The organism is Streptomyces sp. SLBN-118, from assembly GCF_006715635.1.
Taxonomy (GTDB): domain Bacteria; phylum Actinomycetota; class Actinomycetes; order Streptomycetales; family Streptomycetaceae; genus Streptomyces.
Genome location: NZ_VFNP01000002.1, coordinates 3,631,441 through 3,655,013 on the forward strand (window position 1 = coordinate 3,631,441; position 23,573 = coordinate 3,655,013).

The window sequence follows — 23,573 nt, forward strand, 5'->3', positions numbered from 1 at the left end:
AGAGCCATGCCAATCGTGACGACCATCGTGGGGCAGGGACTCGCGGCTCACCGGGCCTGGGCCTCGCTGCGGAGTTCCGAACTCTTCGAGCTGTACCGGGAGAAGGGCCCCTGTGGCGTCCCGGGTGCCGACACGGCGGCGACCGAGACGTGGCGGGACCTGCTCGCGACCCCGGAGATCGACCTGCTCGTCCTCGCGGTGCCCCCGGCCGACCGGGTCGCCCTCGGGCAGGCTGCCCGGGGTGCCGGGAAGGCGGTCCTGCTGGAGGAGGGGCTGCCGCTCTCCGCGGCCGAGATCGACCAACTCGCCGAGGACGACGGCGAGGGCGCGGCCCTCGTCGGCATGGTGCTGCCCCTTCGCGGCCTGCTGGCCGTCGGCCGCGGCATCCTGGACCGGGAGTGGACGCCCGCGACCTGCGGCGGGCTGATCCTCTCCGGATCCGCCCCCCGGGCTGCCTCGGCCAAGTGGGGGCCGCCGGACGCGGCCGGGCCGCGGGCGGACGGCGGACGACTGCCCGAGGTCTTGGTGCGGACCATCAGCCCGTACCTCGACCTCGCCTGCCAACTGTTCGGCAGGCCGGTCTCCGCGCACCTCGGCGGGGCGGTGACCGGCTCGGCCGCCGGGAGCGTCGAGTTCGAGTCCGGCGCGCGGCTCTCCCTGGCGGTCACGGTCCGCTCGGGTGTCGAGGCGACCAGCCTGACGATCACGGACGTCGACCAGTCCGTCACCCTGCGGGGCCGCGAACTGCGGTTGGAGGACGCCGACGGTCTGGTGTCCCGCGGCATCCCGCCGCTCGAAGACCTCCGGCTCTCCTCCTACGCCGACATGGCGCTCGTGGTGGGCGGAGCCCGCTCCACCGGCCGCGACTCTCCCGAGTCCACCCGGGCGCTGGCCGACTGCCTGGACCTGCTCCGGGCCTGACCCCCTGACAGCGAACGAGGCCACTGCCTCGCATTCCCGAATTCGACGAAATTCACCGTGCGGTAACCCGTACCAGATCACTGGAGGACGTGAATGTCCATCATCCCCGGCGGGGCCGTCGAGGCCCCTCGTTCCTGGACCACCCCGGAAAAGCATTACCTGACCGTTCTGGAGAACCCGTGGTACCGCAATCTGGCGGTCCTTCAGGACGTCGTCACGCACAGCACCACGGATTTCTGGACCAAGCGGGGTGCGCGCAACCTGCACCTCCCGGTCACCACCGGATCCATCTCCAGCCCGATGGGGCGGGGGAGCGACAGCTCGCCCGTCAAGGTCGAACTCGAGGGCGTCCCCACCTACCTTGCCGACTCGATGCAGTTCGTCCTGGAGTTCGGCTGCCGGCTAGCCCCGGAGGGCTCCTACTACCTGATGCCGTCCTTCCGGGGCGAGGCGGCGGACGAGACCCACCTGTGCCAGTTCTTCCACAGTGAGGCGGAGATAGCGGGCGGCCTCGACGACATGATGGAGGTGGTCGAGGCCTATCTGCGGCACCTGGCCGGAGCCCTGCTCACCCACGGCCGCGAGGCTGTGACCGGGATGGCCGGGACGGTGCACCACTTGGAGGAGCTGGCCGGCAGCGGCCCGCTGCCCCGGATCGCCTTCGAGGAGGCCTACGGGATCCTGAAGGACCTGCCCGGAGCCGTCAAGGAGCTGGAGCCCGGCTGCCGGAGCCTCACCCGCGAGGGCGAGCGCGTCCTGATGGACAAGTTCGGCGGGTACGTCTGGCTGACCCACCCCGACCACCTGAGCGTGCCCTTCTACCAGGCCTTCGACCCGCAGGACCCGACCAAGGCGCTGAGCGCCGACCTGCTGTTCGGCGTCGGCGAGACGGTCGGCGCGGGCGAGCGCCACACCGACGTCGCCGACCTGCGCCGCGCCCTCGACGTGCACGAGGTTCCCGAGGCCGCCTACGAGTGGTACGTCACCATGAACGAGCGCCACCCGATGCGAACCTCCGGCTTCGGGCTGGGCGTCGAGCGGTTCCTGCTCTGGGCGACCCAGCACGACGACATCCGTGACCTCGCCCTGCTGCTGCGCTTCAACGGCGCAAACATCCTGCCCTGACCGGCCGGAGGCCGTGGCCCCGCACACACCTGGTGCGCAGGGCCACGGCCCGTGCCGGCGGGCGGGTGCCACCGCTCGGCAATTCTCAGATTGACTGAGACGCCGGGCCGCATCGCGTCTCACTCAAAGTGGCCCATCTCTGGCCACGGCCTCGGCGTGGTTCACCTTCACTGAGAGGGGACATCTACACGTCCTGGATGGCCCTGGAACTTGATGGGATTGGATGGGAGCGGCATGAACAGTCACAGATCCGACAGCGAGGCCCCTGCCGCGGAGCCGGAGCTTGTGAATCTGGCCTCGGCGACGACAGCGGTTGTCCGTGGAATCGTCCCGATGGCCGACCTGCGGAACTTCTTCGATTCTTCCTTCAGTGCCCTGGCCCGGACCATCGAGGCGCAGCGGATCACCATGCTGAGCCCCGCCTTCGGCCTCTACCACGGGTCGCCGGGTCAGACCCTGGACCTGGAGGTCGGGTTCGTCACGGACCGGGCGGTGCAGCCGGAGGCCGGGGTCGTGGTCGGTTCGCTTCCCGGAGGGCGGGTCGCGCGGCTGACGCACATCGGGTCGTTCGACGGCCTCGGTTCCTCCTGGGAACGGCTGCACTCCTGGATGCGATTGCGTGGACTGGCCGCCGGGGAGGACAGGTGGGAAACCTACGTCACGCAGCCGTCCCCGGACATGGACCCGCGTGACCTGCGTACCGAGCTCAACTGGCCAGTGGCGGACTGACGGACCGCAACAGGGATTCGAGCGGACGTCGTTGCAGAGCGGGTGCAAGGATCTCCGGCATGACGCTGCGACCTGTCCTGGTGAACATAAAGGCTCTTGATGACTCGGCGGTCGGCCGGTTCTGGGCGGAGGCGCTCGGCTGGCGTGCTACCAGCTCGGAACCCGGCGCGACCGCCGCTCAACCCGTCGGCTTCGACTGGCTGGACCCGGTCGGCGTCTGCGTCGACGTCATTGCCGTCCCGGAACCCAAGACCACGACAAAGAACCGTGTGCACATCGATCTCGCCACCGCCTCCGCGGCGCATCAGGCGGAGTTGGTCGCGCGCCTGAAAACCCTCGGCGCGACACCCGCCCACGTGGGCCAGGGCAAGGTGCCGTGGACGGTCCTCGCCGACCCGGAGGGCAACGAGTTCTGTGTGCTGGAGCCTCGGGAGATCTACCGGGACACCGGGCCGATCGCCCGTGTGGTGGTCGACTGCGCGGATCCCCGGGCCATGGCCCGGTTCTGGGACGAGGCGATGGACTGGACCCTGCACGAGGTGACCGACGATCACGCGGTGTGGCGCTCCGCCAAGGGCGTGGGCCCGTATCTCGAGTTCGTCCGCACCGGCGTGAAGACTGTGCCGGACCGCGTCCATCTTGACCTGGTGCCGGACCCCGGTGACGACAAGGCGGCGGAGGTGGCCCGGCTGCGGGCCCTCGGCGCCACCGACCTCGACGTCGGCCAGGGCGACGTCCCGTGGACGTGCCTGGCCGACCCGGAGAGCCACGAGTTCTGTGTCCTCGCCCGGTCCTGACGCGGAGTCTTGACGACGCCCCGGTACGGGAGTCCGTCCGTATCAAGCGGCCCGATGTTCGCCGCCCTCGCGGTCGGAACCCCGGTCTGCGTCTGGGCCCTGCGCCGTATCGCCCACAGCCCGGGCGACGACCAGCAGCGCCGCGACCGCGCGTGGGCGATCACCGGAGCCTGGGGGCTGCTGGTGTCGAGCCAGGTGCTGCTCGTCGTTCTGATGATCTTCGTCGCACTCACTGAGGAGACGGCCTGCGCGGGCCCGCTGGGCGCCGCCACCATCGTGGTGACCTGCCCCCTGGGCCTGCTGAGCCTGTTCACCTTCGGATGGTCCCTGGTCACCGTGGTGGCACCCCGGGCAGTCGACGACGAGGCAGCCGACGACGGGACGTACGACGATGAGTGACCCCGCCGTCCGCGTCGACACCACCAGCCAGGTACCGCCGTACGAGCAGATCCGTGCACAGCTGGCCGCGCTGATCCGCACCGGCCGGCTGGCCGAGGGCGAGCGCCTGCCGACCGTGCGCCAGCTCGCCGCCGACCTCAGTCTGGCGCCGGGCACCGTGGCCCGCGCCTACCGCGAGCTGGAGGGCGCCGCGCTGATCCGCACCCGCCGCGGCGCGGGCACCCGGGTCGCGGCACTCCCGCCCGAGCCGCACGCCCACGACATCGACCAACTCACCACTCTGGCCCGTGACTTCACCTCCGCTGCCCGAGCGCTCGGCGCCGACACCGAGGACATCCTGACCGCCGTCCGTGACGCCCTGGACCCGGGGTCCGCCTCCTCTTCGGCCACCGCCGCCGACGGAGCGGGTGGCCTCAGGACGGCCGAGGCTTCGGCGCATGTCACAGGCCTGAGAAACAGGGCATGAGCAGCAGGCGTAAGCCGGACGGTGCTGCTTGGTGCGCCGGTCCAGTCGCCGCGATACGGCCGAGCCCCCGGCCAGTGGCGGCAGGGGCTCTCCATGCGTTTCTCACCGGTGGGCGACGGGCCCGATCAGAACGGTTCGTTCGTCTCGACGCTGAGCCGGTAGACCTCGATGCCCGTGCGCACCGGGTCGGTGGTGCAGACGGCCTTCGACGTCTTCTTGTTGCGGGTGCTGACCCAGGCGCCGTAGATGGTGTGCTGCGTCCCGCGAGGGGAGATGCAGACCACCTTCACGCGGTGCTCGCTGAAGCGGGTGTTTCCCCCGGAGCACTTGGCGTAACCGGTCGCGCGGTCGCCGGACTTCCAGGTGTTGCACGTCTGTGTGGCCGCGGCCGGTGTTGCAAAACCGACCACGGTGGCCGACAGGGTCATGCCGACGCCGACAGTGGCGGCGGCGAGCTTCTTGAGGTTCACGATCCTCCCCGGGATCTGCAGAGATGCCGCAGGTCGGTCCGGCCTGCGGGGATGCGCATCCTGGGCAGAAATCCTTCCCGTCGCGGGCCGCGAAAAGATCCAACTTGGGTGGGATCTTGGACATATGGAGGTCTGGTACATGGTTCCCGGGACTGCAGGACTGGTCGGGGCCGTGTCGGAGTGCTGCCCTGCCTCACCTTCGGCGAGATGGGTCACCCCTCGCATGTCACAGACGGTCGGGCTGTCTCGTCTGTAGTTGCAGAGACAGAATCCGGAATCAGGAGGGTGATGGTCATGCGGGTGTTCGTGGCAGGTGGGAGCGGGGTCATGGGGAAGCGGCTGGTGCCGCAGCTCGTGGCCCGTGGCCACCAGGTGACAGCTTCGACCACGAGCGCGGCGAAGCTGGGCGTGCTGGAGCAGCTGGGGGCGGACGGCGTCGTGATGGACGGGCTGGATGCGATGTCCGTCGGTGAAGCGGTGGCGGCCGCCCGGCCGGACGTCATCGTCAACCAGATGACGGCAATTTCCCCGGCGCACGCCGGCAAGCCCAATATGAGGCACTTCGATCGATTCTTCGCCACCACCAATCGGCTGCGCTCCGAGGGGACGGACCATCTGCTGGCCGCCGCCGAGGCAACCGGTGTACCCCACGTCGTCGCGCAGAGCGCCGGCATCTGGAACGGCGCCCGCGAGGGTGGATGGGTGAAGACGGAGGAGGATCCGCTGCCCTTGGAGACGGGGAAGTTCCGCACAGCGGCGGAGGCGATCAGCCACCTCGAGGACGTGGTCGTCAAAGCCGGCGGCGCGGTCCTGCGCTACGGCGGGTTCTACGGGCCGGGCGCCACCGACGACCTCGTCGGGTTCGTGCGCAAGCGGCAGTTCCCGCTGGTCGGGGGAGGCACCGGCTACACGTCCTGGGTGCATCTCGACGACGCGGCGAGCGCCACCGTCCTGGCCGTGGAGCAGAAGGCGAAGGGTGTGTTCAGCATCGTCGACGACGAGCCCGCCCCGGCCAGCGAGTGGCTGCCTTATGTGGCTGCGTGCGCGGGGGCGAAGCCGCCGCTGCGCATCCCCAAGTGGCTGGCCCGGCTGGTGGCCGGGGAGTTGGTGGTGACGATGATGACCGAGGGGCGCGGCTTCTCCAACGCCAAGGCCAAGCGGGAGCTCGGCTGGGAGCTGCGCTATCCGTCGTGGCGCCAGGGCTTCCGGGAGAACCTGGGGTGACCCGGACCGAGGAGTTTGATCCTCCGCGATCGGGACGGCAAGGTGCTCGATGCCCTGACGCTCGACGTACTCGACGGGCGGTCGCCGCGCACACCGGCTGCAACCCGCGTGCGCAGACCACCTCGTACCGCTGTTTCCGCATCTCCCCGAAGAGAACGGGAACCGGACGTACGCTCGAAGCTGATCAGACCGAGCCAGGCGGCGCCGACGGACACCGCGAAACCTGCCCTGCGCAAAAGATGGAGACACGATGAGCACGGCCAAGAGGGCGGACACTCAGTCGCCTGCGCCGCACATTGCCGACAGCCACGATCTGATCCGCGTGCACGGCGCGCGCGTGAACAACCTCAAGGACGTCAGCGTCGAGATCCCCAAGCGCAGGCTGACGGTGTTCACCGGCGTCTCCGGCTCGGGCAAGAGCTCTCTGGTGTTCGACACCATCGCCGCGGAGTCGCAGCGGCTGATCAACGAAACCTACAGCGCCTTCGTGCAGGGCTTCATGCCGACGCTGGCGCGGCCCGAGGTCGACGTACTCGGCGGCCTCACGACCGCGATCATCGTCGACCAGGAGCGGATGGGCGCCGACCCCCGCTCCACCGTCGGCACCGCCACCGACGCCAACGCGATGCTGCGCATCCTCTTCAGCCGGCTCGGGCGGCCGCACATCGGCCCGCCCGGCGCGTACTCCTTCAACGTCCCCTCGGTCCGGGCGAGCGGTGCGATCACCGTCGAGCGCGGTGCCAAGAAGGCGGTGAAAGCGACCTTCACCCGCACCGGCGGCATGTGCACGCGCTGCGAGGGCCGGGGCACGGTCTCCGACATCGACCTGACCCAGCTCTACGACGACAGCAAGTCGCTGGGTGAGGGGGCGCTCACCATCCCCGGCTACAGCATGGACGGCTGGTACGGCCGCATCTTCGCCGGCTGTGGCTTCCTCGACCCGGACAAGCCGATCCGCAAGTACACCAAGAAGGAGCTCCACGACCTCCTCCACAAGGAACCGACCAAGATCAAGGTCGAGGGCATCAACCTGACGTACGAGGGGTTGATCCCGAAGATCCAGAAGTCGTTCCTGTCCAAGGACATCGACGCGCTGCAGCCGCACATCCGGGCGTTCGTGGAGCGGGCGATGACGTTCACCACCTGCCCCGAGTGCGACGGAACCCGGCTCAGCGAGGGGGCCCGGTCGTCGAAGATCAAGCGGATCAGCATCGCCGACGCCTGTGCGATGCAGATCAGCGACCTGGCCGAGTGGGTCCGCGGTCTCAAAGAGCCGTCGGTGGCACCGCTGCTCACCGCACTGCAGCACAGCCTCGACTCGTTCGTGGAGATCGGCCTCGGCTACCTCTCACTGGAGCGGCCGTCCGGCACGCTGTCCGGCGGCGAGGCGCAGCGGGTCAAGATGATCCGCCACCTCGGCTCCTCGCTCACCGACACGACCTACGTCTTCGACGAGCCCACCATCGGCCTGCACCCCCATGACATCCAGCGGATGAACGACCTGCTGCTGCAACTGCGGGACAAGGGCAACACGGTGCTGGTGGTGGAGCACAAGCCGCAGACCATCGCGATCGCCGACCATGTCGTCGACCTCGGCCCCGGCGCGGGGACCGAGGGCGGCACCGTGTGCTTCGAGGGCACCGTCGACGGGCTGCGGGCCAGCGACACGATCACCGGCCGCCATCTCGAGGACCGGGCGTCGCTCAAACCGCAGGTGCGCACGCCGAGCGGCACGCTGGAGATCCGCGGCGCCACCTCCCACAACCTGCAGGACGTGGACGTCGACGTCCCGCTCGGGGTGCTCTGCGTGGTCACCGGCGTCGCGGGCTCGGGCAAGAGCTCGCTGATCCACGGCTCGATCCCGCCCGGCGCGGGTGTGGTGTCGGTCGACCAGACTGCGATCCGCGGCTCCAGGCGGAGCAACCCGGCGACATACACCGGTCTGCTCGACCCGATCCGCAAGGCGTTCGCGAAGGCCAACGGCGTGAAGCCGGCGCTGTTCAGCGCCAACTCCGAGGGCGCCTGCCCCACTTGCAACGGCGCGGGCGTCATCTACACCGACCTGGGGATGATGGCCGGCGTCACCGCCACCTGCGAGGAGTGCGAAGGCAAGCGGTACCAGGCCTCGGTCCTCGACTATCACCTCGGCGGCCGTGACATCAGCGAGGTGCTCGCGATGTCGGTGACCGAGGCGGAGGAGTTCTTCGGCGACGGCGACGCGCACACGCCTGCCGCGCATCGCATCCTCGGCCGGCTCGCCGATGTCGGGCTCGGCTACCTCAGCCTCGGCCAGCCGCTCACCACACTGTCCGGCGGCGAACGTCAGCGGCTCAAGCTGGCCACCCACATGGCCGAGAAGGGCGGCGTCTACGTCCTCGACGAGCCGACCACCGGCCTGCACCTCGCCGACGTCGAGCAGTTGCTCGGCCTGCTCGACCGGCTCGTCGACGCCGGTAAGTCGGTCATCGTCATCGAGCACCACCAGGCGGTCATGGCGCACGCCGACTGGATCATCGACCTCGGCCCCGGCGCCGGCCACGACGGCGGCAAGATCGTCTTCGAGGGCACCCCCGCCGACCTCGTCACCGCCCGCTCCACCCTCACCGGCGAGCACCTCGCGGCCTACGTCAGCAGCTGACCGAGGCCTCGCGGACACCGTGAGACGCGTTCTCTCATCTCAAGAATCACCAGCTGAGAAAAGCAGCGAAGTTTCCCTGCGCCGAAAGGAATCCGAAGTGACCGACGAACGCATCGGCCCGCCCCTCACCGGAAGCGAGCGCGAGACGCTCAGGGCCTTTCTGGACTTCCACCGCGCGACGCTCGCCATGAAGTGCGAGGGGCTGAGCGACGAGGAACTGCGCAGGCAGTCGATGCCGCCGTCGACGCTCTCGCTGCTCGGACTGGTGCGGCACATGGCCGAGGTGGAGCGGACCTGGTTCCGCCGCGTGATCAACGGTGAGGAGATACCGCTCGTCTGGTCGGACGAGAACGACTACCAGGTGGCGTACGACGCGAGCGCGTCGACCCGCTCGGAAGCCTTCGAGGCCTGGCAGTCGGAGGTCGAGCACTCGCGCCGGATCGAGGCGCAGGCGAAGTCGCTGGATGTGACCGGCTACCAGGCCAGATGGGGCGAGGACGTGTCGCTGCGGCTGGTGATGCTGCACCTGATCCATGAATACGCCCGCCACAACGGCCACGCCGACTTCCTGCGCGAAGGCATCGACGGGACCGTCGGCGCCTGATCGCGGCTACCCGCCCACCAGTTCCGCCGGCAGCGGGCGGCGGCGGAGACCTGGTCCGGACGTCAGAACACGTCCGGGCACCAGGGCCGTCGCGACGTACGGAACAATCCGTCCGCCACGGCCGCAGCGCCCGGCGTTCCCTCGGCCGCCAGACCCAGTGCCGAAAGCCTGACCGCCGACTCGTCACCCAGGTACAGCGCGCCCAACTCCCGTACATCCAGCGTCAGATCGGGCGACTCGACCGACGGGGCGCACGCCGCCCCCTCCGGTGAGGCGTCCAGCCGGAAGGTGCCGCCCGCAAGGCCCGCGGAGTCCTGGACATCCAGGACCAGGGTCGCGGCCGTGGCGTACGTACGCGCCTCCAGAGCCCGTACGACATCCAGGATCCGCACCCACAGGAAGTCCGCGTGCGTCAGGATCCGCGCCGCGCGCGGGTCCGGGAGCAGCAGCGGCAGCAGGTCGTCCGGAGCGCGGTGGCCCGACTTGACCGTGGTTATCCAGTCGACCGAGCAAACGTAGTGCCACAGCGCGCGCTCGGCGGCAGGCGTCAGCGCCAGCAGTTCGCGCACCGTCGCGGTGTTCAGCGGCTGCTTGGCGTCGCCCCACTTGTCGTCCGACTCATAGGCGAGCAGGCCCTCGATCTCTCCGGACGCGGAGCGGTAGACCGCGTAGTAGGGCTCCGTCCAGGGCTGGCCGGGCAGTTGTACCTGGCCCGTGTTCTGCTGCCACCAGCGCTCGCTGCGGCTCACCGCGCCCGGCTGCACGGCCGCGAACCGCGCATGCAGGTCCGGGCCGAGTTTGCGTACGTCGGCGCCGTCCACCAGGTCGATACGGCCGCCGTCGGCGGGGCCCGACCAACGGCGGTCGAGGCCGGTGCGGGGGACGTCGACCGCCCATTCGGTCACCCAGGTGGCGGGGCCGAACCCGTAGCGCCCGTATATCGGGTGCTCAGCGGCGATCAGCGTGGACACGACGTCGCCGCGTTCCTTCGCCTCGGCGAGGTCCGCGGCCATCATGCGGCTGAGCAGACCACGGCGGCGGTGGGTGGGCGAGACCGTGACGTTCGAGACGGCGCTCGCGGGGAGCGCGGCGCCGCCCACGGTCGTGAGCTGCTGCTCGAAGGAGCGGAACGTCGCAACGCAGCGGCCTTCGTCGAACGCGCCGCGCACCCGCGCGAGGTCAGTGTGCGGCCGACGCGACGCGACCTCCTCGTCCGAGATCACCGGCGGCCGCAGAAAGCCTGTGTTCAGTGCTCGCAGCCAGTCGGGGTACTCGGACTCGGCGATGACGCGGGTTTCGACGCTCATGCGGCCACGCTAGGCCGAACGCCGACCGGCCCGCATCCGAGTTTTGACCCGGCCCTCCGGGGCGTGGACCCGCTCCCGGAAGACGTGGTGCGATCAGTCGCGTCAGGTGAGCAGGTCGTCCACTTGCGCTTCGCCTTCTCGGTACCTGCGGGCGATCTCCGCGCTGCAGTCGTCCGCGGTCCGCTGGAGCAGCTGACGGCGGCGGGAGACCTGCTGTTCGTAACGGATCAGCCGACCCATCGCCGCGTGCAGTTCCTCGTCCGTACGGGCGTCGAGATCCGAGAGCTCGACATCGGCGAGCATGTCGGCGGCAAGCCGCCGGTACTCCTCGTTGTGCGGCGTCGAGAGCGTGACATGGCGGGCGGAGGAGCGATGCCGCGAGGGCGCGTCCGCCAGGATCTCCGACAGCCGGTCCACGACCGGGGATTCAGGGACGACCGGGGCCTGCGGGTCGCTGCGCCGGGACAGTTCGGCCCGCAGGATGTCGATCCGTCCCTGCAGCAGCCGTCGTACATAGCTCAGATCCGCCTCGTCGCGATGCGAGTCGCGTCGCAGGGTGCGCAGTTCGGGCAGCCGGAGGGCGGGGAGGTCGTAGTGCGGGGGCTCCGGCAGGGCGCCGGAGATGCGCTGCACGGGCGGCCGCACCGCACACGTCGTCCCGACCCAGGATGCAGGCGTGGTTACGGGACCGGGCAGCGGCTGCCCGGCGCCAGAAGTGCTCATATGCGTATGTCCGTCCCCTCGACCGGTGCATGTGGTCTCCCCCGGGCCCGGAGAGCCCGGGGGAAGCACCGCCTTCATGCATCGTGCCACTCCCTGCGCACCTGACGCAGGTGCTCTGCACCCGTTCAGCCCCAGATAGGTTGGTCTGTATGCGTGCGGTGGTGCAGAGGGTGGACGGCGCGAGCGTCGTCGTGGCGGGCGAGACGGTCGGCGAGATCGTCGGCGAAGGACTGTGTGTGCTGGTGGGAGTCACCCACGAGGACACCGAGGAGAAGGCGGCGCAGCTGGCCCGCAAGCTCTGGTCGGTGCGGATTCTGGAGGGGGAGAAGTCCTGCTCGGACGTGAATGCGCCCTTGCTGGTGATTTCGCAGTTCACTCTCTACGGGGACGCCCGTAAGGGCCGCCGCCCCACCTGGAACGCGGCCGCGCCCGGTGAGGTGGCCGAGCCGCTGGTCGACGAGGTGGTGGCACAACTGCGGGCGCTGGGCGCGACGGTACGGACGGGCCGGTTCGGGGCGGACATGCGCGTCTCGCTCACGAACCACGGCCCGTTCACCGTGATCATCGAGGTCTAGGGCGAGAGGCCGGAGCTACGGCTCGACGACGGGTTCCTGCGCCGCCGCCGTGTCTCCGGCCAGCAGCTCCGCGTCCACGGGCACATTGCGCTTGACGAGCGCCAGGGCGATCGGGCCGAGCTCGTGGTGGCGGGCGGACGTGGTCACAAAGCCCAGCTGGCGGCCCTCCGCGCCGTCCGACGCGAGCCGGAGCGGGGTCCCGTGGGGCGGCAGGTGCACCTCGCTGCCGTCCAGGTGCAGAAAGACCAGGCGACGCGGCGGCTTCCCCAGGTTGTGGACACGTGCGACGGTCTCCTGGCCGCGGTAGCAGCCCTTCTGGAGGTGGACCGCGCTGCCGATCCAGCCCACCTCGTGCGGGATGGTGCGGTGGTCGGTCTCGAAGCCGAGGCGGGGGCGGTGGTTCTCGATGCGCAGCGCCTCGTACGCCAGGATCCCGATCGCCGGGCCGTTCTGAGCCGCGTACGGCTCCAGGCCGGCGCGCGGCAGAAACAGATCGCGGCCGTGCGCGGTCTCCCGTACGGCCACACCCTCGGGCGCCTTGGCGATGGAGCCGGCGGGAAGATGCACCACGGCGAAGTCCTCGGTGCGGTCGGCCACCTCGACCCGGTAGAAGAACTTCATCGACTCCAGGTAGCCGATCAGCGCCTCCTGAGTGCCGGGCTCGACATGGGCCCAGACCGTCTCGCCGTCGTCGACGAGATACAGCGCGTGCTCGATGTGGCCGTGCGCGGAGAGGATCAGCGCCTCGGTGGCCTGCCCCGGCGGGAGTTCGCTCACATGCTGGGTGAGCAGCAGATGCAGCCAGCTCAGCCGGTCGTCACCTGTGACGGTGACGACACCGCGGTGCGAGAGGTCGACGAGGCCGGTGCCGTCCGCGAGGGCACGCTGTTCGCGGAACAGGTCGCCGTAGTGCGCGGCGACTCCTTCGTCATGTCCTTCGGCGGCGACGGCGCCCGGCAGGGACAGCAGAGGGCTTTTCATGCGGTAAGCCTACGACTCGGTAGCCGTCGCTTCGGCGGTGCACGTCTCGCAGCGGCCGAAGATCGCGAAGTGCTTCATGTCCGTCTCGAAGCCGAAAGTCTCGCGCAGCTTCGCGGTGAAGTCCGCCGCGACTTCGACATCCGCCTCGATCACATTCGTACAGTCCCGGCAGACCAGGTGGATGTGGTGGTGGCGGTCGGCGAGGTGGTAGGTGGGGGCGCCGTGGCCGAGGTGGGCGTGGGAGACCAGGCCGAGCTCTTCGAGGAGCTCCAGGGTGCGGTAGACGGTGGAGATGTTCACGCCGGACGCGGTCTTGCGCACTTCGGAGAGGATGTCGTCGGGCGTCGCGTGCTCAAGCTTGTCGACGGCTTCGAGGACAAGCTGACGCTGTGGGGTCAGCCGGTAGCCACGCTGCCGCAGGTCGCTCTTCCAGTCGGTGCTCACCACGGAACCAGTGTAGGCGGGGCGGCATTGCAGCGGGCTTTGTCCACAGAGGCAGCCCTGACCGCGGGCCAGGGCCACCGAGGAGTCGCTACCGGCTATTTCGCTACTTGAAGAAGGCGATTCCGTCGTCGGGGAGGTCGCCCAGGTCCTTGGCCCACGCCTCGACCTGCTCCGGGGAGAGGACCTTCTTCAGGTGCGCCGACATGTACGGCCGCAGCGGGACCTCCGGCGTGGACTTCTCGCCCACCCACATCAGGTCGCCCTTCACATAGCCATACAGCCGCTTGCCACCGCTGTACGGGCCGGAGGCACTGGTACGCGCCACCGCGTCCGTCACCAGGTCGATCTGCGGCTTCTTCTCGGCGAGCTCGCCGTACCAGACCTCGACGACGCCCTGGTCACGGGCCATGACGATCTCGATCTTGCGGTCGGAGTCGATACGCCAGTAGCCGGACTCGGACTCCAGGGCCTTGACCTTGCTGCCCTCGGCGTCGAGGACCCAGGTGTGGGAGACGTACTCGACGAAGTCCCGGCCGTCGTGGCTGAAGGTGACGGACTGGCCGAAGTTGCACTTCTCGGCCCCCGGGAAATCGGAAACGCCCACGCCCTCCCAGGTACCGAGGAGGAATGCGAGGGGGACGAGGTCCGGGTTCAGGTCGGACGGAATCTCGATCATGAGCAGCTCTGGCGATCTGTAGAGATACGGGTGTGACTAGCGCTGACCCTGGTACAGCTTCTTCACGGTCAGACCGGCGAAGGCGACGACGCCGACGCAGACCAGGGCCAGAAGGGCTTCGAAGAATGCCTCAAGCACGGGGTGCTCCTCGGGTGAGCGGGTGAGCGGTAAAAGGGCCGGGGCCCAGCCTAATGGGTGGGCGCCCGGCCCTCTTCGTGAGGTGCGGCAAGCGGGCCGGCGGGGTCGTGTCGGCCTCAGAGCCTGCGGCCGACCGGACCGAACCTAGCCGAGGAGCTGGTTCTGCAGGATGACGGTCTGGTGGAAGGGGACGGCAGCGGCCGTGCCCTTCCTCGACTGGACGATCAGCGCGATCGTGTCGCCCGCCGTGATGTACGCGTGCCGGACGTGAAGGGGGCCATGGGGTGCCGCCTCGTCGTACAGCATGTGCTCCGTCGAGGGGACCGTCGCATCGGCCGGGTAGGACTCGTCCATCGGCGCGGTGTCCTCGACACCGTTGACCGGATAGGTGGCGTTGAGGTCCCCTCCGAGGTGATTGATGTTGAACGCGCGGGCGAAGCCGCCCGACCGGAAGCGGACCAGGTAGATCCGGGTCGAGGTGGCATCCGGCATGGTCCAGCTGCGGGCCGCGATGTCCAGGAGACCACCGTCGGTGAGGTCCTCCTTCATGCCGTCCCGGTCCTCCTCGGGGTATTCCGAGAGGAAGCGGTCCGCCGACACGAGGTTCTTGCCGGCCGCCGGGGCGACCTTCGCGCCCTCGGGCGCCGGAAGCAGCAGCGCGCCCAGGCCCGCGTAGTGGATCTGACCTGTGTTGCCCTTGTCGAACGGCAGCCCGGCGCCCGCCGGAAGTGCCGGCATCGTCAGCTTCGGATAGACCCAGCGGCCGTCGTCCTTGGTGCTGAGGCCGGGGACGTCGGTACGGGCCTGCTCGGTGATGCCGTATGCGGCACCGGCACCGAGGGTGGCGAAGACGAGCACGGCGGCGGTCCAGCGCAGTGCAGCACGCAGTCTCCGGCGCTCGGACTTGGGCGCGGGCTCGGGCGCGACCTCGGTCGCGGTCGCGGTCGCGGCCACCTCGTCGAGCGCGGGCTCCGGCTGCGCCTCGGGCACGGGCGCCGCACCGGGCTCAGGCTCCGGCGGAGCATCCGGCAGCGGGGGCGTCGGCGGCGTATTGGGCATCTGACCGGTCACACGTACTCCCCGGGAGACTTCAGAAGTTCGAGCTGCTTGGAGAGCATCGTCACTGCCTCTTTGGTGTCGAGCGGCTTGACGCCGTACGCGGTCGCGCTCACCAGCACATCGCCCTGGTAGGCGCTGCAGAACATGGCGTCGAGCTTCGCCTTGGAGGCCTTGGGCATCAGGAAGCACCGGGCGTTCTTGAAGCCCTGGATCGCGGGCCCCTTGCGGAAGATGCCGAGAGCGTCCGCGAACTCGCTCTGGAAGTTCGCCAGTTCGCGGCCCTTCCCGGCGTTCCGGATCTGCGCGAGCCGGGTCTCGATGACGAGCCCGCCCTTGCTGATCCGGTAGCTGCGCATCGCGACACCCTGAAGGTTCAGCTTGTCGATCGCCTTGTTGCTCTGATTGCGCTGATCGGAGGGCAGACCGCGCCCGCCATCCTTGAACACGGCGATGGCCTGCCTCTTGTTGAGGACGGTGTCATTCCCGTACTCGCCGATGTCCGGGCCCGGTTCGTACCCGTCCGGCACCGGCAGCAACCGGGCGGCGAGCCCCTTGGGCGGCGTGGCCTTGTCGTCACCCGCGGACCGGCCCTTCGGCTCCGCCCAGACGACGGTGGGCGCGGTGCGGTCGGCTTCGCCGAGCCTGTCCAGTGCCCAGAGGCTGCCGCCCGCGACGACCGCCAGAGTGAGCACGGCACACATGCCGACGACCAGCCTGCGGTTGATGCGGCGGGGCTCCTTGGGGGTGGCGAGTATTTCCGGGGCCGATTCCTCGGACTCCGGAGTCCCGGGGGTGGCCGGCTGCTCGGTCACAGACGCTCCAACTGCTGCTTGGCGAGGGACATCACGGCCTTCGCGGAGACTTCGCGGGCGTTGTTCAGGTACCAGATCTCCATGACGACATCACCGCGCTGGGCGATGACCCTGGCCCGGTAGAGCGGCTCGTAACCGGCCTGGCGGATCGGCTTGTCGTAGACGTAGACCCGTCCGTTGCCGCTGCCGGGGATCGGCCGGCCGCTGTTTCCGGCGTGGCCCTCCATGGCCATGTAACCCTGCTGGCCGCTGCCCCACTCACGGGCGGCGAGGACGTCGTCGTCGCGGAACTGGATCAGGTTGACGGTGACGAAGACCTCGCCACGCTCCTCCCAGGAGGCCGTGGCGATCCGGCGGGAATCGTCGTTCACCATCTCCTGGAACATGCGGTCGGGCTTGTCGTAGGCACCCGAGTACTCGACGAGGCTCGTCCAGCCGTCGGACAGCGACGTGGCGGCCTTGGCGCCCTTCGGCTTCTTCAGCAGCAGCTTGCGCAGATCGCCGTCTGTCTTGACCCGGCGGTTCACATTGACCGACTGCGCTGTGGTACCCGGGCCGGCCGGAAGAGTCTTCGAGTCACGCAGGTCCGGCTGCGACAGCGGCGGCAGCGGAGTCGGCTCACGGTCGAACTGGACCGCGTAACCGGTGACGACACCGGAGACCACACCGAGCGCCGCCGCGCCCGCGATCAGTAGGGTCGTACGGCCCCGCCTGCGCGGCGGGCGAGGCGGTTTCTGCCGCTCAGGACGTATTTCTGGCGTATCCAAAAGGTCCCCCCACGGGACATGAGACACAGATCCCGTTACCTGTGCACAGCACAGACCACCGAGGTACGGACGGGGTTGTGCGGCCCGGGATTACAGTTCGGGCATGTCGAAGAAGCTCGTGATCAAGGTGACCGCCGGCGCCGACGCGCCCGAACGCTGCTCGCAGGCCTTCACGGTGGCGGCCGTCGCCGTCGCCAGCGGGGTGGAGGTGTCGCTCTGGCTGACCGGCGAGTCCTCGTGGTTCGCGCTGCCCGGCCGGGCAGCGGAGTTCGAGCTGCCGCATGCGGCGCCCCTGCCCGATCTGATCGATTCGATTCTGGCGGCGGGACAGATCACGCTCTGCACCCAGTGCGCGGCACGGCGGGACATCACGGAGAACGATGTGCTCGACGGCGTACGGATCGCGGGCGCGCAGGTCTTCGTCAGCGAGATCATGCCGGACGGCGTCCAGGCGCTCGTCTACTGACGGCTGCCGAAAAGGGCGCCCGACGCCCCGCCGTACCTCCTGGTGGCGACCTAGGGTCGCTTCTTGCCGTCGAGTTCGTCCCACCACTCGTCGGACTTCGGATCCCCGGACGGATCGTCCCACCAGCGGTCCTCGGGCCCGCGCGCATTGGCGACCATCGCGGCGATCGGCGGGATGACCATGGCGACGACGCACATGCCGACGGCGGCGGGGACCGACCACAGACGCACAAAAGCCCAGGCGGACACGAACAGGACCAGGCATCCGCCCATCATCAGGAAGTAGGCGTGACGGCGCCGCGCGTACATGTCTTCAGCGTACGACCGGAAACCGGCACGACCGAAGGGCCGCACCCGGTTCCAGGAAAGCGTCCAACCCCCTGGGGTGCGGCCCTTCGGCCAGTACGAGATGACTCAGACGGCGATGGCCACCTCGGCCAGGCCACCGGTTTGCGCGACGACCGTACGGTCCGCCGTGGCGCCCGGGACGAGCGCGCGCACCGTCCACGTGCCCTCGGCCGCGTAGAAGCGGAACTGTCCGGTCGCCGAGGTCGGGACCTCGGCGGTGAACTCGCCGGTCGAGTCCAGCAGGCGCACGTAGCCGGTGACGGGCTCGCCGTCACGGGTCACGCTGCCCTGGATGGTCGTCTCGCCGGGCTTGATCGTCGAAGCGTCGGGGCCGCCGGCCTTTGCTCCACACATAGAGGCTGTCCTTTGTGAGCGGGGAGGGAGGGGAGAGGGATTACTTGTTGGCGCCGAGCTCGATCGGCACGCCGACGAGGGAGCCGTACTCGGTCCAGGAGCCGTCGTAGTTCTTGACGTTCTGGACGCCGAGCAGCTCGTGCAGGACGAACCAGGTCAGCGCGGAGCGCTCACCGATGCGGCAGTACGCGATGGTGTCCTTCGCCAGGTCGACCTGCTCCTCGGCGTAGAGCGCCTTGAGCTCGTCGTCCGACTTGAACGTGCCGTCGTCGTTGGCGTTCTTGGACCACGGGATGTTGCGCGCGGTCGGGACGTGGCCCGGGCGCTGCGACTGCTCCTGCGGAAGGTGCGCCGGGGCGAGCAGCTTGCCGCTGAACTCGTCGGGGGAGCGCACGTCGACCAGGTTCAGCTTGCCGATCGCGGCGACGGCATCGTCGCGGAAGGCGCGGATGGAGGTGTCCTGGGCCTTGGCCTTGTACTGGGTGGCCGGGCGGCTCGGGACCTCGGAGCCGTCGACCAGGTCGCGGGAGTCGAGCTCCCACTTCTTGCGGCCACCGTCGAGGAGCTTGACGCTGTCGTGGCCGTAGAGCTTGAAGTACCAATAGGCGTACGAGGCGAACCAGTTGTTGTTGCCGCCGTAGAGGACGACGGTGTCGTCGTTGGCGATGCCCTTGGCCGACAGGAGCTTCTCGAAGCCCTCCTGGTCGACGAAGTCACGGCGGACCGGGTCCTGGAGGTCGCTCTTCCAGTCGATCCGGACGGCGTTCTTGATGTGGTTCTTGTCGTACGCGGAGGTGTCCTCGTCGACCTCGACGATGACGACCTTCGGGTCCTCGATGTGGGCCTCGACCCAGTCGGCGTCTACCAGGACGTCGCTGCGGCTCATGCTCTTTCTCCTCCGGGGCAGGTGCGGCGGGTGATGCGAAGAGAGGGTGTGCAGGTAGGCGCAGCGCGCGGCTTACCGGCACGAGGGGTGGCCCTGACAACAGTCGAAGGGCCCGGGGGATGCGGGAAGTCGTGCTCCCGCTCAGAAGGTGCGACAGAGCATGGCGGCGACGCGGCACAGGTCTACTGCCCGCCGCTTCGTGAGATCCGCCTGTCGCTTCATGCGTCCGATCGTAGGGACGGTTCGGCCGCCATGTCACCGGCGTGTCGGATACTGAGACGCGATCGTCCACTATGTGGTACGAGAGATGGGCCCGGACGGCCCCGACCCGCCCCTGGCGCAGAATCCGTCCGTGTGCTTTCTACCCAGCGAACGGGGGCGTCTCACCATGCGGCCGACGGCAGACCTTGCCGGCCCGTCAGGGAGACGCCCGGCCTGTCAGGGAGGGAGGCGCCGGCCCGCCGGGGAGACGCTAGCCCGCCAGGGAGACGTTCGTGCCCATGCCCGAGAAGCGCAGGCCCGCGTCCGTCGCCTCGACCTTGTCGAGCTTGACGCTCGACGGCATCCCGGCGATCTTCAGGTCGTAGTCGATGACCTTCCGCAGCTTCGCGTCGAAGCCCGGCAGCGGCAGCCTCGGCAGCGGCTCGGCCTTCAGCTGGACCGTGCTGCCGCCCTTGAGCGCGACCGTGCTGTACGCGGCGACCGTGCGGCCCTTGAGCAGGCCCTTGAAGGCGCCCGGCACCTGGATGCCCGCGCCCTCCAGCAGGTCGGTGAGCGGCCCGGTGACCTTGACCTGGCCCTTCGCGGCCCGCTCGGGTCCCGCGTAGCTCACGGTGGCACCCTGGGGCGCGGCCTTCGTCAGATCGGCGTAGGAGATCCGGGCGGAACCGTCGGCCCGGTCCGCGACGGCGGAGGAGAAGCTGCTGTCGATCTTCACGCTGCGCAGCTCGGCCCTGACCTCGGTGACGTTGACCGAGCGGCCGCCCGCGGTGGCGGTGATGCCCGCGAGGCTGACATCGACCTCGTCGAGTTCCTTGCCCATGACCTGGGTGAGGAAGGGGAAGCCCTTGATCGAGATCTCGGGGGTCGAGCTCAGCCCCTGACTGCTCTTGATCTTGTCGGCCGCTTCGGACTCGGCCATGTTCACCGCAATCCGGTCGGCGGCGACGAAGATGCCGCCGAGGATCACCACGACGATCAGCAGTATTCGCAGTGCGCGCATTGCTCGCTGTCCCCCACCCAGTCCGTCCGGCCCCCCGTGACGCCGCGAGCCTAACCAGTGCGGACGCCGCCCGCTGTCGAATGATCGACGATCGGGGCAGGGGCTTTGGTTCCTGGCGGGAGTGCCGCGCAGGTCACACCGGGGCGCGGCTCACACCAGGGCGCGGCCGATGAGATAGACGGCGGGGGCAGCGGCGGTCAGGGGCAGGGCAACACCCGCCGTCATGTGGACGAAGCGGGAGGGGTAGTCGTAGCTCGCGACCCGGAGTCCGACCAGCGCGCAGACACCCGCGGCGAGTCCGAGCAGGGCACCCTCGGCGCCGATGCCGGTCAGACCGCCGCCCGCGATCCCGGCTCCGGCCGCGGCCAGCAGTGTGAGCACGACGGATGCGGCACCCTGCAGGGGCAGCGCGCGGGCCAGGACTGTCACGGCGACCGAGATCCCGCCGATGACCACGGCTTCGTCCGCTGCGGCGAGATGTCCGGTGGCGAGGATGGCGAGCGCGGCCGATGCGACGGTCGCCATCAGGCCGTACATCCGCTCGTCGGCGCCCGCGTGGCTGCGTAGCTGCAGTACGAGGGTGAGCAGCACCCAGACGCCGAGCGTGCCGATGATCGCGGCGGGCGCGTGCTCGCGGCCCACGGAGAGCAGTACGACGTCGGCGGCGAGGCCGCCCGCGAAGGCGAGCGCGATGCCCTGCCGGGCGGGCCACATGCCGTTCAGCCGGAACCAGCCGGCGGCGGTGAGTGCCTGGAGCAGGACGAGCGGCAGGAGCAGGGCGTACGGGCCGATGGCCACGCACACGGCGAACAGCATTCCGAGGGCGGCGGTCAGCCCGGCGGGCTGGGTGCCCGGCGGGATGATCGGCGAGCGTCCCTCGGCGCGGGCGCGCTGGGCGTCGGTGATCCGAGCGTTGCCGACGGTGGTGGGGACGCCGTATCCGTCGGCGGCGGCGGGCGGCTCGTACGCAGCCGCGGGTTCGGGCGAACGAGCCGGGGCCTCCGGCGGCAGCGGGTAGGCGGCCTGCGGCGGCAGATACTGGGCGTCCGGTGCCGGGGCCTGCACGGGCTGTGCGTGCTGCACGACCGGCTGGTACTGCGTGTCCCAGGTCTCCGCCTCCCAGGTCTGCGTGGAGCCCGAGTCGTAGACCGGCTGCTGGTAGGGGTCCTGGTACTGCTGCTGATACGGCTGCTGCTCCGGGTACGGCTGCTGTTGCTGCCCGTACGGATACTGCTGATCGCTGCTCATGTTGTGCGCTTCACCCTCCTGCGAACGGCGGGAGCACCTCGACCGTGCCGCCCTCGGCAAGCCGTACGGTCTCATGACCGCGCGTGCCGACGGGGTCACCGTCGACGAGGAACGAACACCGTTGCAGTACGCGCGTCAGTTCTCCGGGATGCCGTTCACGCACGGCTTCGAGCGCCTCGGCGAGCGTTCCCGCCGCGTACGCCTCCTCCGCGACCCCGGCCGCTGACTTGGCCGCGGCCCAGTAGCGGATCGTTCCCGCTGCCATGACGGCACTCCTTTCGTCGGCTTCCATGATGGGCTACGCGCGGATCAGCCAGTCGGCGAGGCGGGCCAGCAGCTCCTCGTCGGCCGCGTTCTCTGCATGTCCCATTCCCCGCTCCAGCCACAGTTCGGCGTCACCCGCCGCGGCCAGCATCCGGGGGTGGTCGAGCGGGAAATACGGGTCCCGGTCGCCGTGGACGATCAGCAGGGGTGTGGGCGCGATGAGCGGCACGGACTCCACCGGGGAGAGCGGGACCGGGTCCCACACCCCGGGATGGATACGGGTGGCCAGGCCGTAGCGGCCGACGAGCCGGCCGAGCGGACGCGTAACCACCCAATGCAGCCGCCTCATAGGTGCTGTACCGCGGTAGTACCAACGAGCGGGAGCACTGACGGCCGCGACCGCGTCCGTTCTCGAGCTTGGAAGACCCCGAGTTGCCTCTGTGCGCCCCCTTGTGCCCCTGCGGGCACGGGGGGACCTCCACTTCGTGCATCGCCGCGTGGCGCAGCACCACGGAGCCGCCCATCGAGAATCCGGCCGTCACCACCCGTGTGTGACCGAATCCACGCGCCCACTCGACCGCGGCCGCAAGGTCGAGCACCTCGCGGTTGCCGACCGTCGAGTGCCCGCCGGAGCCTCCGTGGCCCCGGAAGGAGAAGGTGACCACGGCGGCACGCTGCGCGAACACCCGCGCGGCACGGCGTACGGACGGCCGGTCGACGGACCCCGTGAAGCCGTGCGCGACGACGATCGCGGTCTCACCGGCACCGGCGGTGCACGGCTCGTACACAGCCTCGATACGGACGCCGTCAGCGGTCCTCAGGATGGCGCGCCGAGGACCGTCAGTGGTCGAGGAGACGTCCGAAGTGTGAAATGGACCCTCTGACAGGGAACTCATGTGGGTTATTCTGCTGGGCAGAGGATCCGGGCAACGACGCCCCCGGGTCCTTTCGTGTTTTCCGGCCGTTGTTACAGGCAGGTGAACAAGGCTCTCAGGGCGCGGGAGCCACCGTACGAAGCAGTGCCGCAACGTCCTCGCAGGGACCGAGGAGGAACCGACGTTATGGGCGAGCGAACCGTGCACAACCGCAGGACGACCCGGGCAGGTGGGGCGCGATGAGTTCTCTGCTGCTCCTGACCAATGCCCTCCAGCCGTCGACGGAGGTGCTGCCCGCCCTCGGACTGCTCCTGCACAACGTCCGGGTGGCTCCGGCCGAAGGACCGGCTCTCGTCGACACCCCCGGTGCCGATGTGATCCTCGTCGACGGCCGCCGCGATCTGCCGCAGGTGCGGTCGCTGTGCCAGCTGCTGCGGTCCACCGGGCCCGGCTGTCCGCTGATCCTCGTGGTGACCGAGGGCGGTCTGGCGGCCGTCACGGCGGACTGGGGCATCGACGATGTGCTTCTCGACACAGCGGGTCCCGCCGAGGTCGAGGCGCGGCTGCGGCTCGCGATGGGCCGCCAGCAGATCACCTCGGACGACTCCCCCATGGAGATCCGCAACGGCGATCTCTCGGTGGACGAGGCGACCTACAGCGCGAAGCTGAAGGGCCGGGTCCTGGACCTGACCTTCAAGGAGTTCGAGCTCCTGAAGTACCTCGCGCAGCACCCGGGGCGCGTCTTCACTCGCGCGCAGCTCCTCCAGGAGGTCTGGGGCTACGACTACTTCGGCGGTACGCGGACGGTGGACGTGCATGTGCGGCGCCTGCGCGCGAAGCTCGGCCCGGAGCACGAGTCACTGATCGGAACCGTGCGGAACGTGGGCTACCGCTTCGTCACGCCTGAGAAGGTCGAACGCGCGGCGGAGGAGGCCAAGGCGAAAGCCGCGGCCGCGCGCGGCCGTACGGCCGCCGAACCCGTAACCCGTGCGGAGGAACCGGCCGAGGACCATGAAGCAGCCGTACGCCCTGCCCAGAGGTAGGTCACCCCGCGTA

General features: G+C 69.5%; 27 protein-coding genes and 2 pseudogenes. 12 read left to right on the forward strand and 17 right to left on the reverse strand.

Annotation, left to right across the window (positions count from 1 at the left end):
- The first annotated feature begins 15 nt into the window (after window positions 1-15).
- The 6 genes and pseudogenes from FBY35_RS35095 to FBY35_RS35120 form a co-directional block, all read left to right on the forward strand.
- A complete protein-coding gene (locus FBY35_RS35095) occupies window positions 16-921 on the forward strand; it encodes a hypothetical protein (protein WP_142217914.1) in 906 nt (301 codons plus the stop codon).
- A gap of 93 nt (window positions 922-1,014) precedes the next feature.
- Window positions 1,015-2,046, forward strand: coding sequence for an amino acid--tRNA ligase-related protein (locus FBY35_RS35100; protein WP_142217915.1), 1,032 nt, complete (start codon window positions 1,015-1,017; stop codon window positions 2,044-2,046).
- Between the two features lie 234 nt (window positions 2,047-2,280).
- A complete protein-coding gene (locus FBY35_RS35105) occupies window positions 2,281-2,775 on the forward strand; it encodes a GyrI-like domain-containing protein (RefSeq protein ID WP_142217916.1) in 495 nt (164 codons plus the stop codon).
- Window positions 2,776-2,834: 59 nt separating this feature from the next.
- Window positions 2,835-3,572, forward strand: coding sequence for a VOC family protein (locus FBY35_RS35110; protein ID WP_142217917.1), 738 nt, complete (start codon window positions 2,835-2,837; stop codon window positions 3,570-3,572).
- Window positions 3,573-3,626: 54 nt separating this feature from the next.
- Window positions 3,627-3,971: a hypothetical protein gene (locus FBY35_RS35115; RefSeq protein WP_260848922.1), complete on the forward strand. Its 345-nt coding sequence runs from the start codon at window positions 3,627-3,629 to the stop codon at window positions 3,969-3,971.
- Window positions 3,964-4,338, forward strand: a pseudogene (locus tag FBY35_RS35120) (GntR family transcriptional regulator); the annotation flags it as partial. The gene FBY35_RS35115 and the pseudogene FBY35_RS35120, both read left to right, overlap by 8 nt.
- Before the next feature lie 224 nt (window positions 4,339-4,562).
- Here the strand turns inward: FBY35_RS35120 and FBY35_RS35125 are convergent.
- Complete coding sequence (locus tag FBY35_RS35125) at window positions 4,563-4,907, reverse strand: hypothetical protein (RefSeq protein ID WP_142217919.1); 345 nt, start codon at window positions 4,905-4,907, stop codon at window positions 4,563-4,565.
- A gap of 288 nt (window positions 4,908-5,195) precedes the next feature.
- Here FBY35_RS35125 and FBY35_RS35130 point away from each other — a divergent pair, with 288 nt between their 5' ends.
- The 3 genes from FBY35_RS35130 to FBY35_RS35140 all read left to right on the forward strand — a co-directional run bounded on the left by FBY35_RS35130 (window position 5,196) and on the right by FBY35_RS35140 (window position 9,373).
- Window positions 5,196-6,131 carry an NAD(P)-dependent oxidoreductase gene (locus FBY35_RS35130; protein ID WP_222123174.1) on the forward strand — a complete coding sequence of 312 codons (936 nt, stop codon included), beginning with the start codon at window positions 5,196-5,198 and terminating at the stop codon, window positions 6,129-6,131.
- A 250-nt stretch (window positions 6,132-6,381) separates the two neighbouring features.
- On the forward strand, window positions 6,382-8,769 hold the full coding sequence (locus FBY35_RS35135; protein WP_142217921.1) for an excinuclease ABC subunit UvrA: 2,388 nt from the start codon (window positions 6,382-6,384) through the stop codon (window positions 8,767-8,769).
- Window positions 8,770-8,866: 97 nt separating this feature from the next.
- The gene (locus tag FBY35_RS35140; RefSeq protein ID WP_142217922.1) at window positions 8,867-9,373 is read left to right on the forward strand and encodes a DinB family protein; all 507 of its coding nucleotides are present in this window, start codon (window positions 8,867-8,869) and stop codon (window positions 9,371-9,373) included.
- 62 nt (window positions 9,374-9,435) lie between these two features.
- On the opposite strand, the gene FBY35_RS35145 is transcribed toward FBY35_RS35140, so the two are convergent.
- Together FBY35_RS35145 and FBY35_RS35150 are read right to left on the reverse strand one after the other, a co-directional pair.
- Complete coding sequence (locus FBY35_RS35145) at window positions 9,436-10,680, reverse strand: GNAT family N-acetyltransferase (RefSeq protein WP_142217923.1); 1,245 nt, start codon at window positions 10,678-10,680, stop codon at window positions 9,436-9,438.
- Window positions 10,681-10,782: 102 nt separating this feature from the next.
- A complete protein-coding gene (locus FBY35_RS35150; protein WP_142217924.1) occupies window positions 10,783-11,403 on the reverse strand; it encodes a hypothetical protein in 621 nt (206 codons plus the stop codon).
- Window positions 11,404-11,552: 149 nt separating this feature from the next.
- Here FBY35_RS35150 and dtd point away from each other — a divergent pair, with 149 nt between their 5' ends.
- The gene (dtd, locus tag FBY35_RS35155; protein WP_142217925.1) at window positions 11,553-11,978 is read left to right on the forward strand and encodes a D-aminoacyl-tRNA deacylase; all 426 of its coding nucleotides are present in this window, start codon (window positions 11,553-11,555) and stop codon (window positions 11,976-11,978) included.
- Window positions 11,979-11,993: 15 nt separating this feature from the next.
- Here dtd and FBY35_RS35160 read toward each other — a convergent pair whose 3' ends face one another.
- The 6 genes from FBY35_RS35160 to FBY35_RS35190 all read right to left on the reverse strand — a co-directional run bounded on the left by FBY35_RS35160 (window position 11,994) and on the right by FBY35_RS35190 (window position 16,855).
- Complete coding sequence (locus FBY35_RS35160) at window positions 11,994-12,959, reverse strand: folate-binding protein YgfZ (protein WP_142217926.1); 966 nt, start codon at window positions 12,957-12,959, stop codon at window positions 11,994-11,996.
- A 9-nt stretch (window positions 12,960-12,968) separates the two neighbouring features.
- Window positions 12,969-13,406 carry a Fur family transcriptional regulator gene (locus FBY35_RS35165; RefSeq protein WP_142217927.1) on the reverse strand — a complete coding sequence of 146 codons (438 nt, stop codon included), beginning with the start codon at window positions 13,404-13,406 and terminating at the stop codon, window positions 12,969-12,971.
- Window positions 13,407-13,506: 100 nt separating this feature from the next.
- A complete protein-coding gene (locus tag FBY35_RS35170; protein WP_142217928.1) occupies window positions 13,507-14,079 on the reverse strand; it encodes an FABP family protein in 573 nt (190 codons plus the stop codon).
- A 282-nt stretch (window positions 14,080-14,361) separates the two neighbouring features.
- On the reverse strand, window positions 14,362-15,288 hold the full coding sequence (locus FBY35_RS35180; protein ID WP_260848923.1) for a hypothetical protein: 927 nt from the start codon (window positions 15,286-15,288) through the stop codon (window positions 14,362-14,364).
- Complete coding sequence (locus FBY35_RS35185) at window positions 15,285-16,088, reverse strand: hypothetical protein (protein ID WP_142217930.1); 804 nt, start codon at window positions 16,086-16,088, stop codon at window positions 15,285-15,287. Before FBY35_RS35185 ends, FBY35_RS35180 begins: the two co-directional genes overlap by 4 nt.
- Window positions 16,085-16,855 (reverse strand): hypothetical protein, encoded by a 771-nt coding sequence (locus tag FBY35_RS35190; protein WP_142217931.1) that lies wholly within the window; start codon window positions 16,853-16,855, stop codon window positions 16,085-16,087. Before FBY35_RS35190 ends, FBY35_RS35185 begins: the two co-directional genes overlap by 4 nt.
- Window positions 16,856-16,958: 103 nt before the next feature.
- Here FBY35_RS35190 and FBY35_RS35195 point away from each other — a divergent pair, with 103 nt between their 5' ends.
- Window positions 16,959-17,321, forward strand: a complete 363-nt coding sequence (locus tag FBY35_RS35195; protein ID WP_142217932.1) for a DsrE family protein — start codon at window positions 16,959-16,961, stop codon at window positions 17,319-17,321.
- 50 nt (window positions 17,322-17,371) lie between these two features.
- Here the strand turns inward: FBY35_RS35195 and FBY35_RS35200 are convergent, their stop codons facing one another.
- The 8 genes and pseudogenes from FBY35_RS35200 to FBY35_RS35230 all read right to left on the reverse strand — a co-directional run bounded on the left by FBY35_RS35200 (window position 17,372) and on the right by FBY35_RS35230 (window position 22,463).
- Entirely contained in the window at window positions 17,372-17,629 is a 258-nt protein-coding gene (locus FBY35_RS35200) for a DUF3099 domain-containing protein (RefSeq protein ID WP_142217933.1), read from the reverse strand.
- 105 nt (window positions 17,630-17,734) lie between these two features.
- On the reverse strand, window positions 17,735-18,022 hold the full coding sequence (locus tag FBY35_RS35205; RefSeq protein WP_142217934.1) for a DUF1416 domain-containing protein: 288 nt from the start codon (window positions 18,020-18,022) through the stop codon (window positions 17,735-17,737).
- 40 nt (window positions 18,023-18,062) lie between these two features.
- Entirely contained in the window at window positions 18,063-18,908 is an 846-nt protein-coding gene (locus FBY35_RS35210) for a sulfurtransferase (protein WP_142217935.1), read from the reverse strand.
- Window positions 18,909-19,049: 141 nt separating this feature from the next.
- On the reverse strand, window positions 19,050-19,130 hold the full coding sequence (locus FBY35_RS38165) for a putative leader peptide (RefSeq protein WP_350310325.1): 81 nt from the start codon (window positions 19,128-19,130) through the stop codon (window positions 19,050-19,052).
- 250 nt (window positions 19,131-19,380) lie between these two features.
- On the reverse strand, window positions 19,381-20,130 hold the full coding sequence (locus FBY35_RS35215; protein ID WP_186357135.1) for a DUF2993 domain-containing protein: 750 nt from the start codon (window positions 20,128-20,130) through the stop codon (window positions 19,381-19,383).
- 150 nt (window positions 20,131-20,280) lie between these two features.
- Window positions 20,281-21,453: a hypothetical protein gene (locus FBY35_RS35220; RefSeq protein ID WP_399209414.1), complete on the reverse strand. Its 1,173-nt coding sequence runs from the start codon at window positions 21,451-21,453 to the stop codon at window positions 20,281-20,283.
- On the reverse strand, window positions 21,389-21,643 hold the full coding sequence (locus FBY35_RS35225) for a MoaD/ThiS family protein (protein ID WP_142217937.1): 255 nt from the start codon (window positions 21,641-21,643) through the stop codon (window positions 21,389-21,391). The genes FBY35_RS35220 and FBY35_RS35225 overlap by 65 nt, the downstream gene beginning before the upstream one ends.
- A gap of 33 nt (window positions 21,644-21,676) precedes the next feature.
- A pseudogene (locus FBY35_RS35230) lies at window positions 21,677-22,463 on the reverse strand (alpha/beta hydrolase).
- A 293-nt stretch (window positions 22,464-22,756) separates the two neighbouring features.
- Between FBY35_RS35230 and FBY35_RS35235 the strand changes: the two are divergent.
- On the forward strand, window positions 22,757-23,560 hold the full coding sequence (locus FBY35_RS35235) for a response regulator transcription factor (protein WP_142217938.1): 804 nt from the start codon (window positions 22,757-22,759) through the stop codon (window positions 23,558-23,560).
- The last annotated feature ends 13 nt before the right edge of the window (window positions 23,561-23,573 follow it).

Coding starts and splice junctions, on each gene's coding strand:
- FBY35_RS35100 (WP_142217915.1), top strand. CDS start 1,015: ATGTCCATCATCCCCGGCGGGGCCGTCGAGGCCCCTCGTTCCTGGACC.
- FBY35_RS35105 (WP_142217916.1), top strand. CDS start 2,281: ATGAACAGTCACAGATCCGACAGCGAGGCCCCTGCCGCGGAGCCGGAG.
- FBY35_RS35110 (WP_142217917.1), top strand. CDS start 2,835: ATGACGCTGCGACCTGTCCTGGTGAACATAAAGGCTCTTGATGACTCG.
- FBY35_RS35115 (WP_260848922.1), top strand. CDS start 3,627: ATGTTCGCCGCCCTCGCGGTCGGAACCCCGGTCTGCGTCTGGGCCCTG.
- FBY35_RS35130 (WP_222123174.1), top strand. CDS start 5,196: ATGGTCATGCGGGTGTTCGTGGCAGGTGGGAGCGGGGTCATGGGGAAG.
- FBY35_RS35135 (WP_142217921.1), top strand. CDS start 6,382: ATGAGCACGGCCAAGAGGGCGGACACTCAGTCGCCTGCGCCGCACATT.
- FBY35_RS35145 (WP_142217923.1), bottom strand. CDS start 10,680: ATGAGCGTCGAAACCCGCGTCATCGCCGAGTCCGAGTACCCCGACTGG.
- FBY35_RS35150 (WP_142217924.1), bottom strand. CDS start 11,403: ATGAGCACTTCTGGCGCCGGGCAGCCGCTGCCCGGTCCCGTAACCACG.
- dtd (WP_142217925.1), top strand. CDS start 11,553: ATGCGTGCGGTGGTGCAGAGGGTGGACGGCGCGAGCGTCGTCGTGGCG.
- FBY35_RS35160 (WP_142217926.1), bottom strand. CDS start 12,959: ATGAAAAGCCCTCTGCTGTCCCTGCCGGGCGCCGTCGCCGCCGAAGGA.
- FBY35_RS35170 (WP_142217928.1), bottom strand. CDS start 14,079: ATGATCGAGATTCCGTCCGACCTGAACCCGGACCTCGTCCCCCTCGCA.
- FBY35_RS35195 (WP_142217932.1), top strand. CDS start 16,959: ATGTCGAAGAAGCTCGTGATCAAGGTGACCGCCGGCGCCGACGCGCCC.
- FBY35_RS35200 (WP_142217933.1), bottom strand. CDS start 17,629: ATGTACGCGCGGCGCCGTCACGCCTACTTCCTGATGATGGGCGGATGC.
- FBY35_RS35205 (WP_142217934.1), bottom strand. CDS start 18,022: ATGTGTGGAGCAAAGGCCGGCGGCCCCGACGCTTCGACGATCAAGCCC.
- FBY35_RS35210 (WP_142217935.1), bottom strand. CDS start 18,908: ATGAGCCGCAGCGACGTCCTGGTAGACGCCGACTGGGTCGAGGCCCAC.
- FBY35_RS38165 (WP_350310325.1), bottom strand. CDS start 19,130: ATGAAGCGACAGGCGGATCTCACGAAGCGGCGGGCAGTAGACCTGTGC.
- FBY35_RS35215 (WP_186357135.1), bottom strand. CDS start 20,130: ATGCGCGCACTGCGAATACTGCTGATCGTCGTGGTGATCCTCGGCGGC.
- FBY35_RS35220 (WP_399209414.1), bottom strand. CDS start 21,453: ATGAGACCGTACGGCTTGCCGAGGGCGGCACGGTCGAGGTGCTCCCGC.
- FBY35_RS35225 (WP_142217937.1), bottom strand. CDS start 21,643: ATGGCAGCGGGAACGATCCGCTACTGGGCCGCGGCCAAGTCAGCGGCC.
- FBY35_RS35235 (WP_142217938.1), top strand. CDS start 22,757: ATGAGTTCTCTGCTGCTCCTGACCAATGCCCTCCAGCCGTCGACGGAG.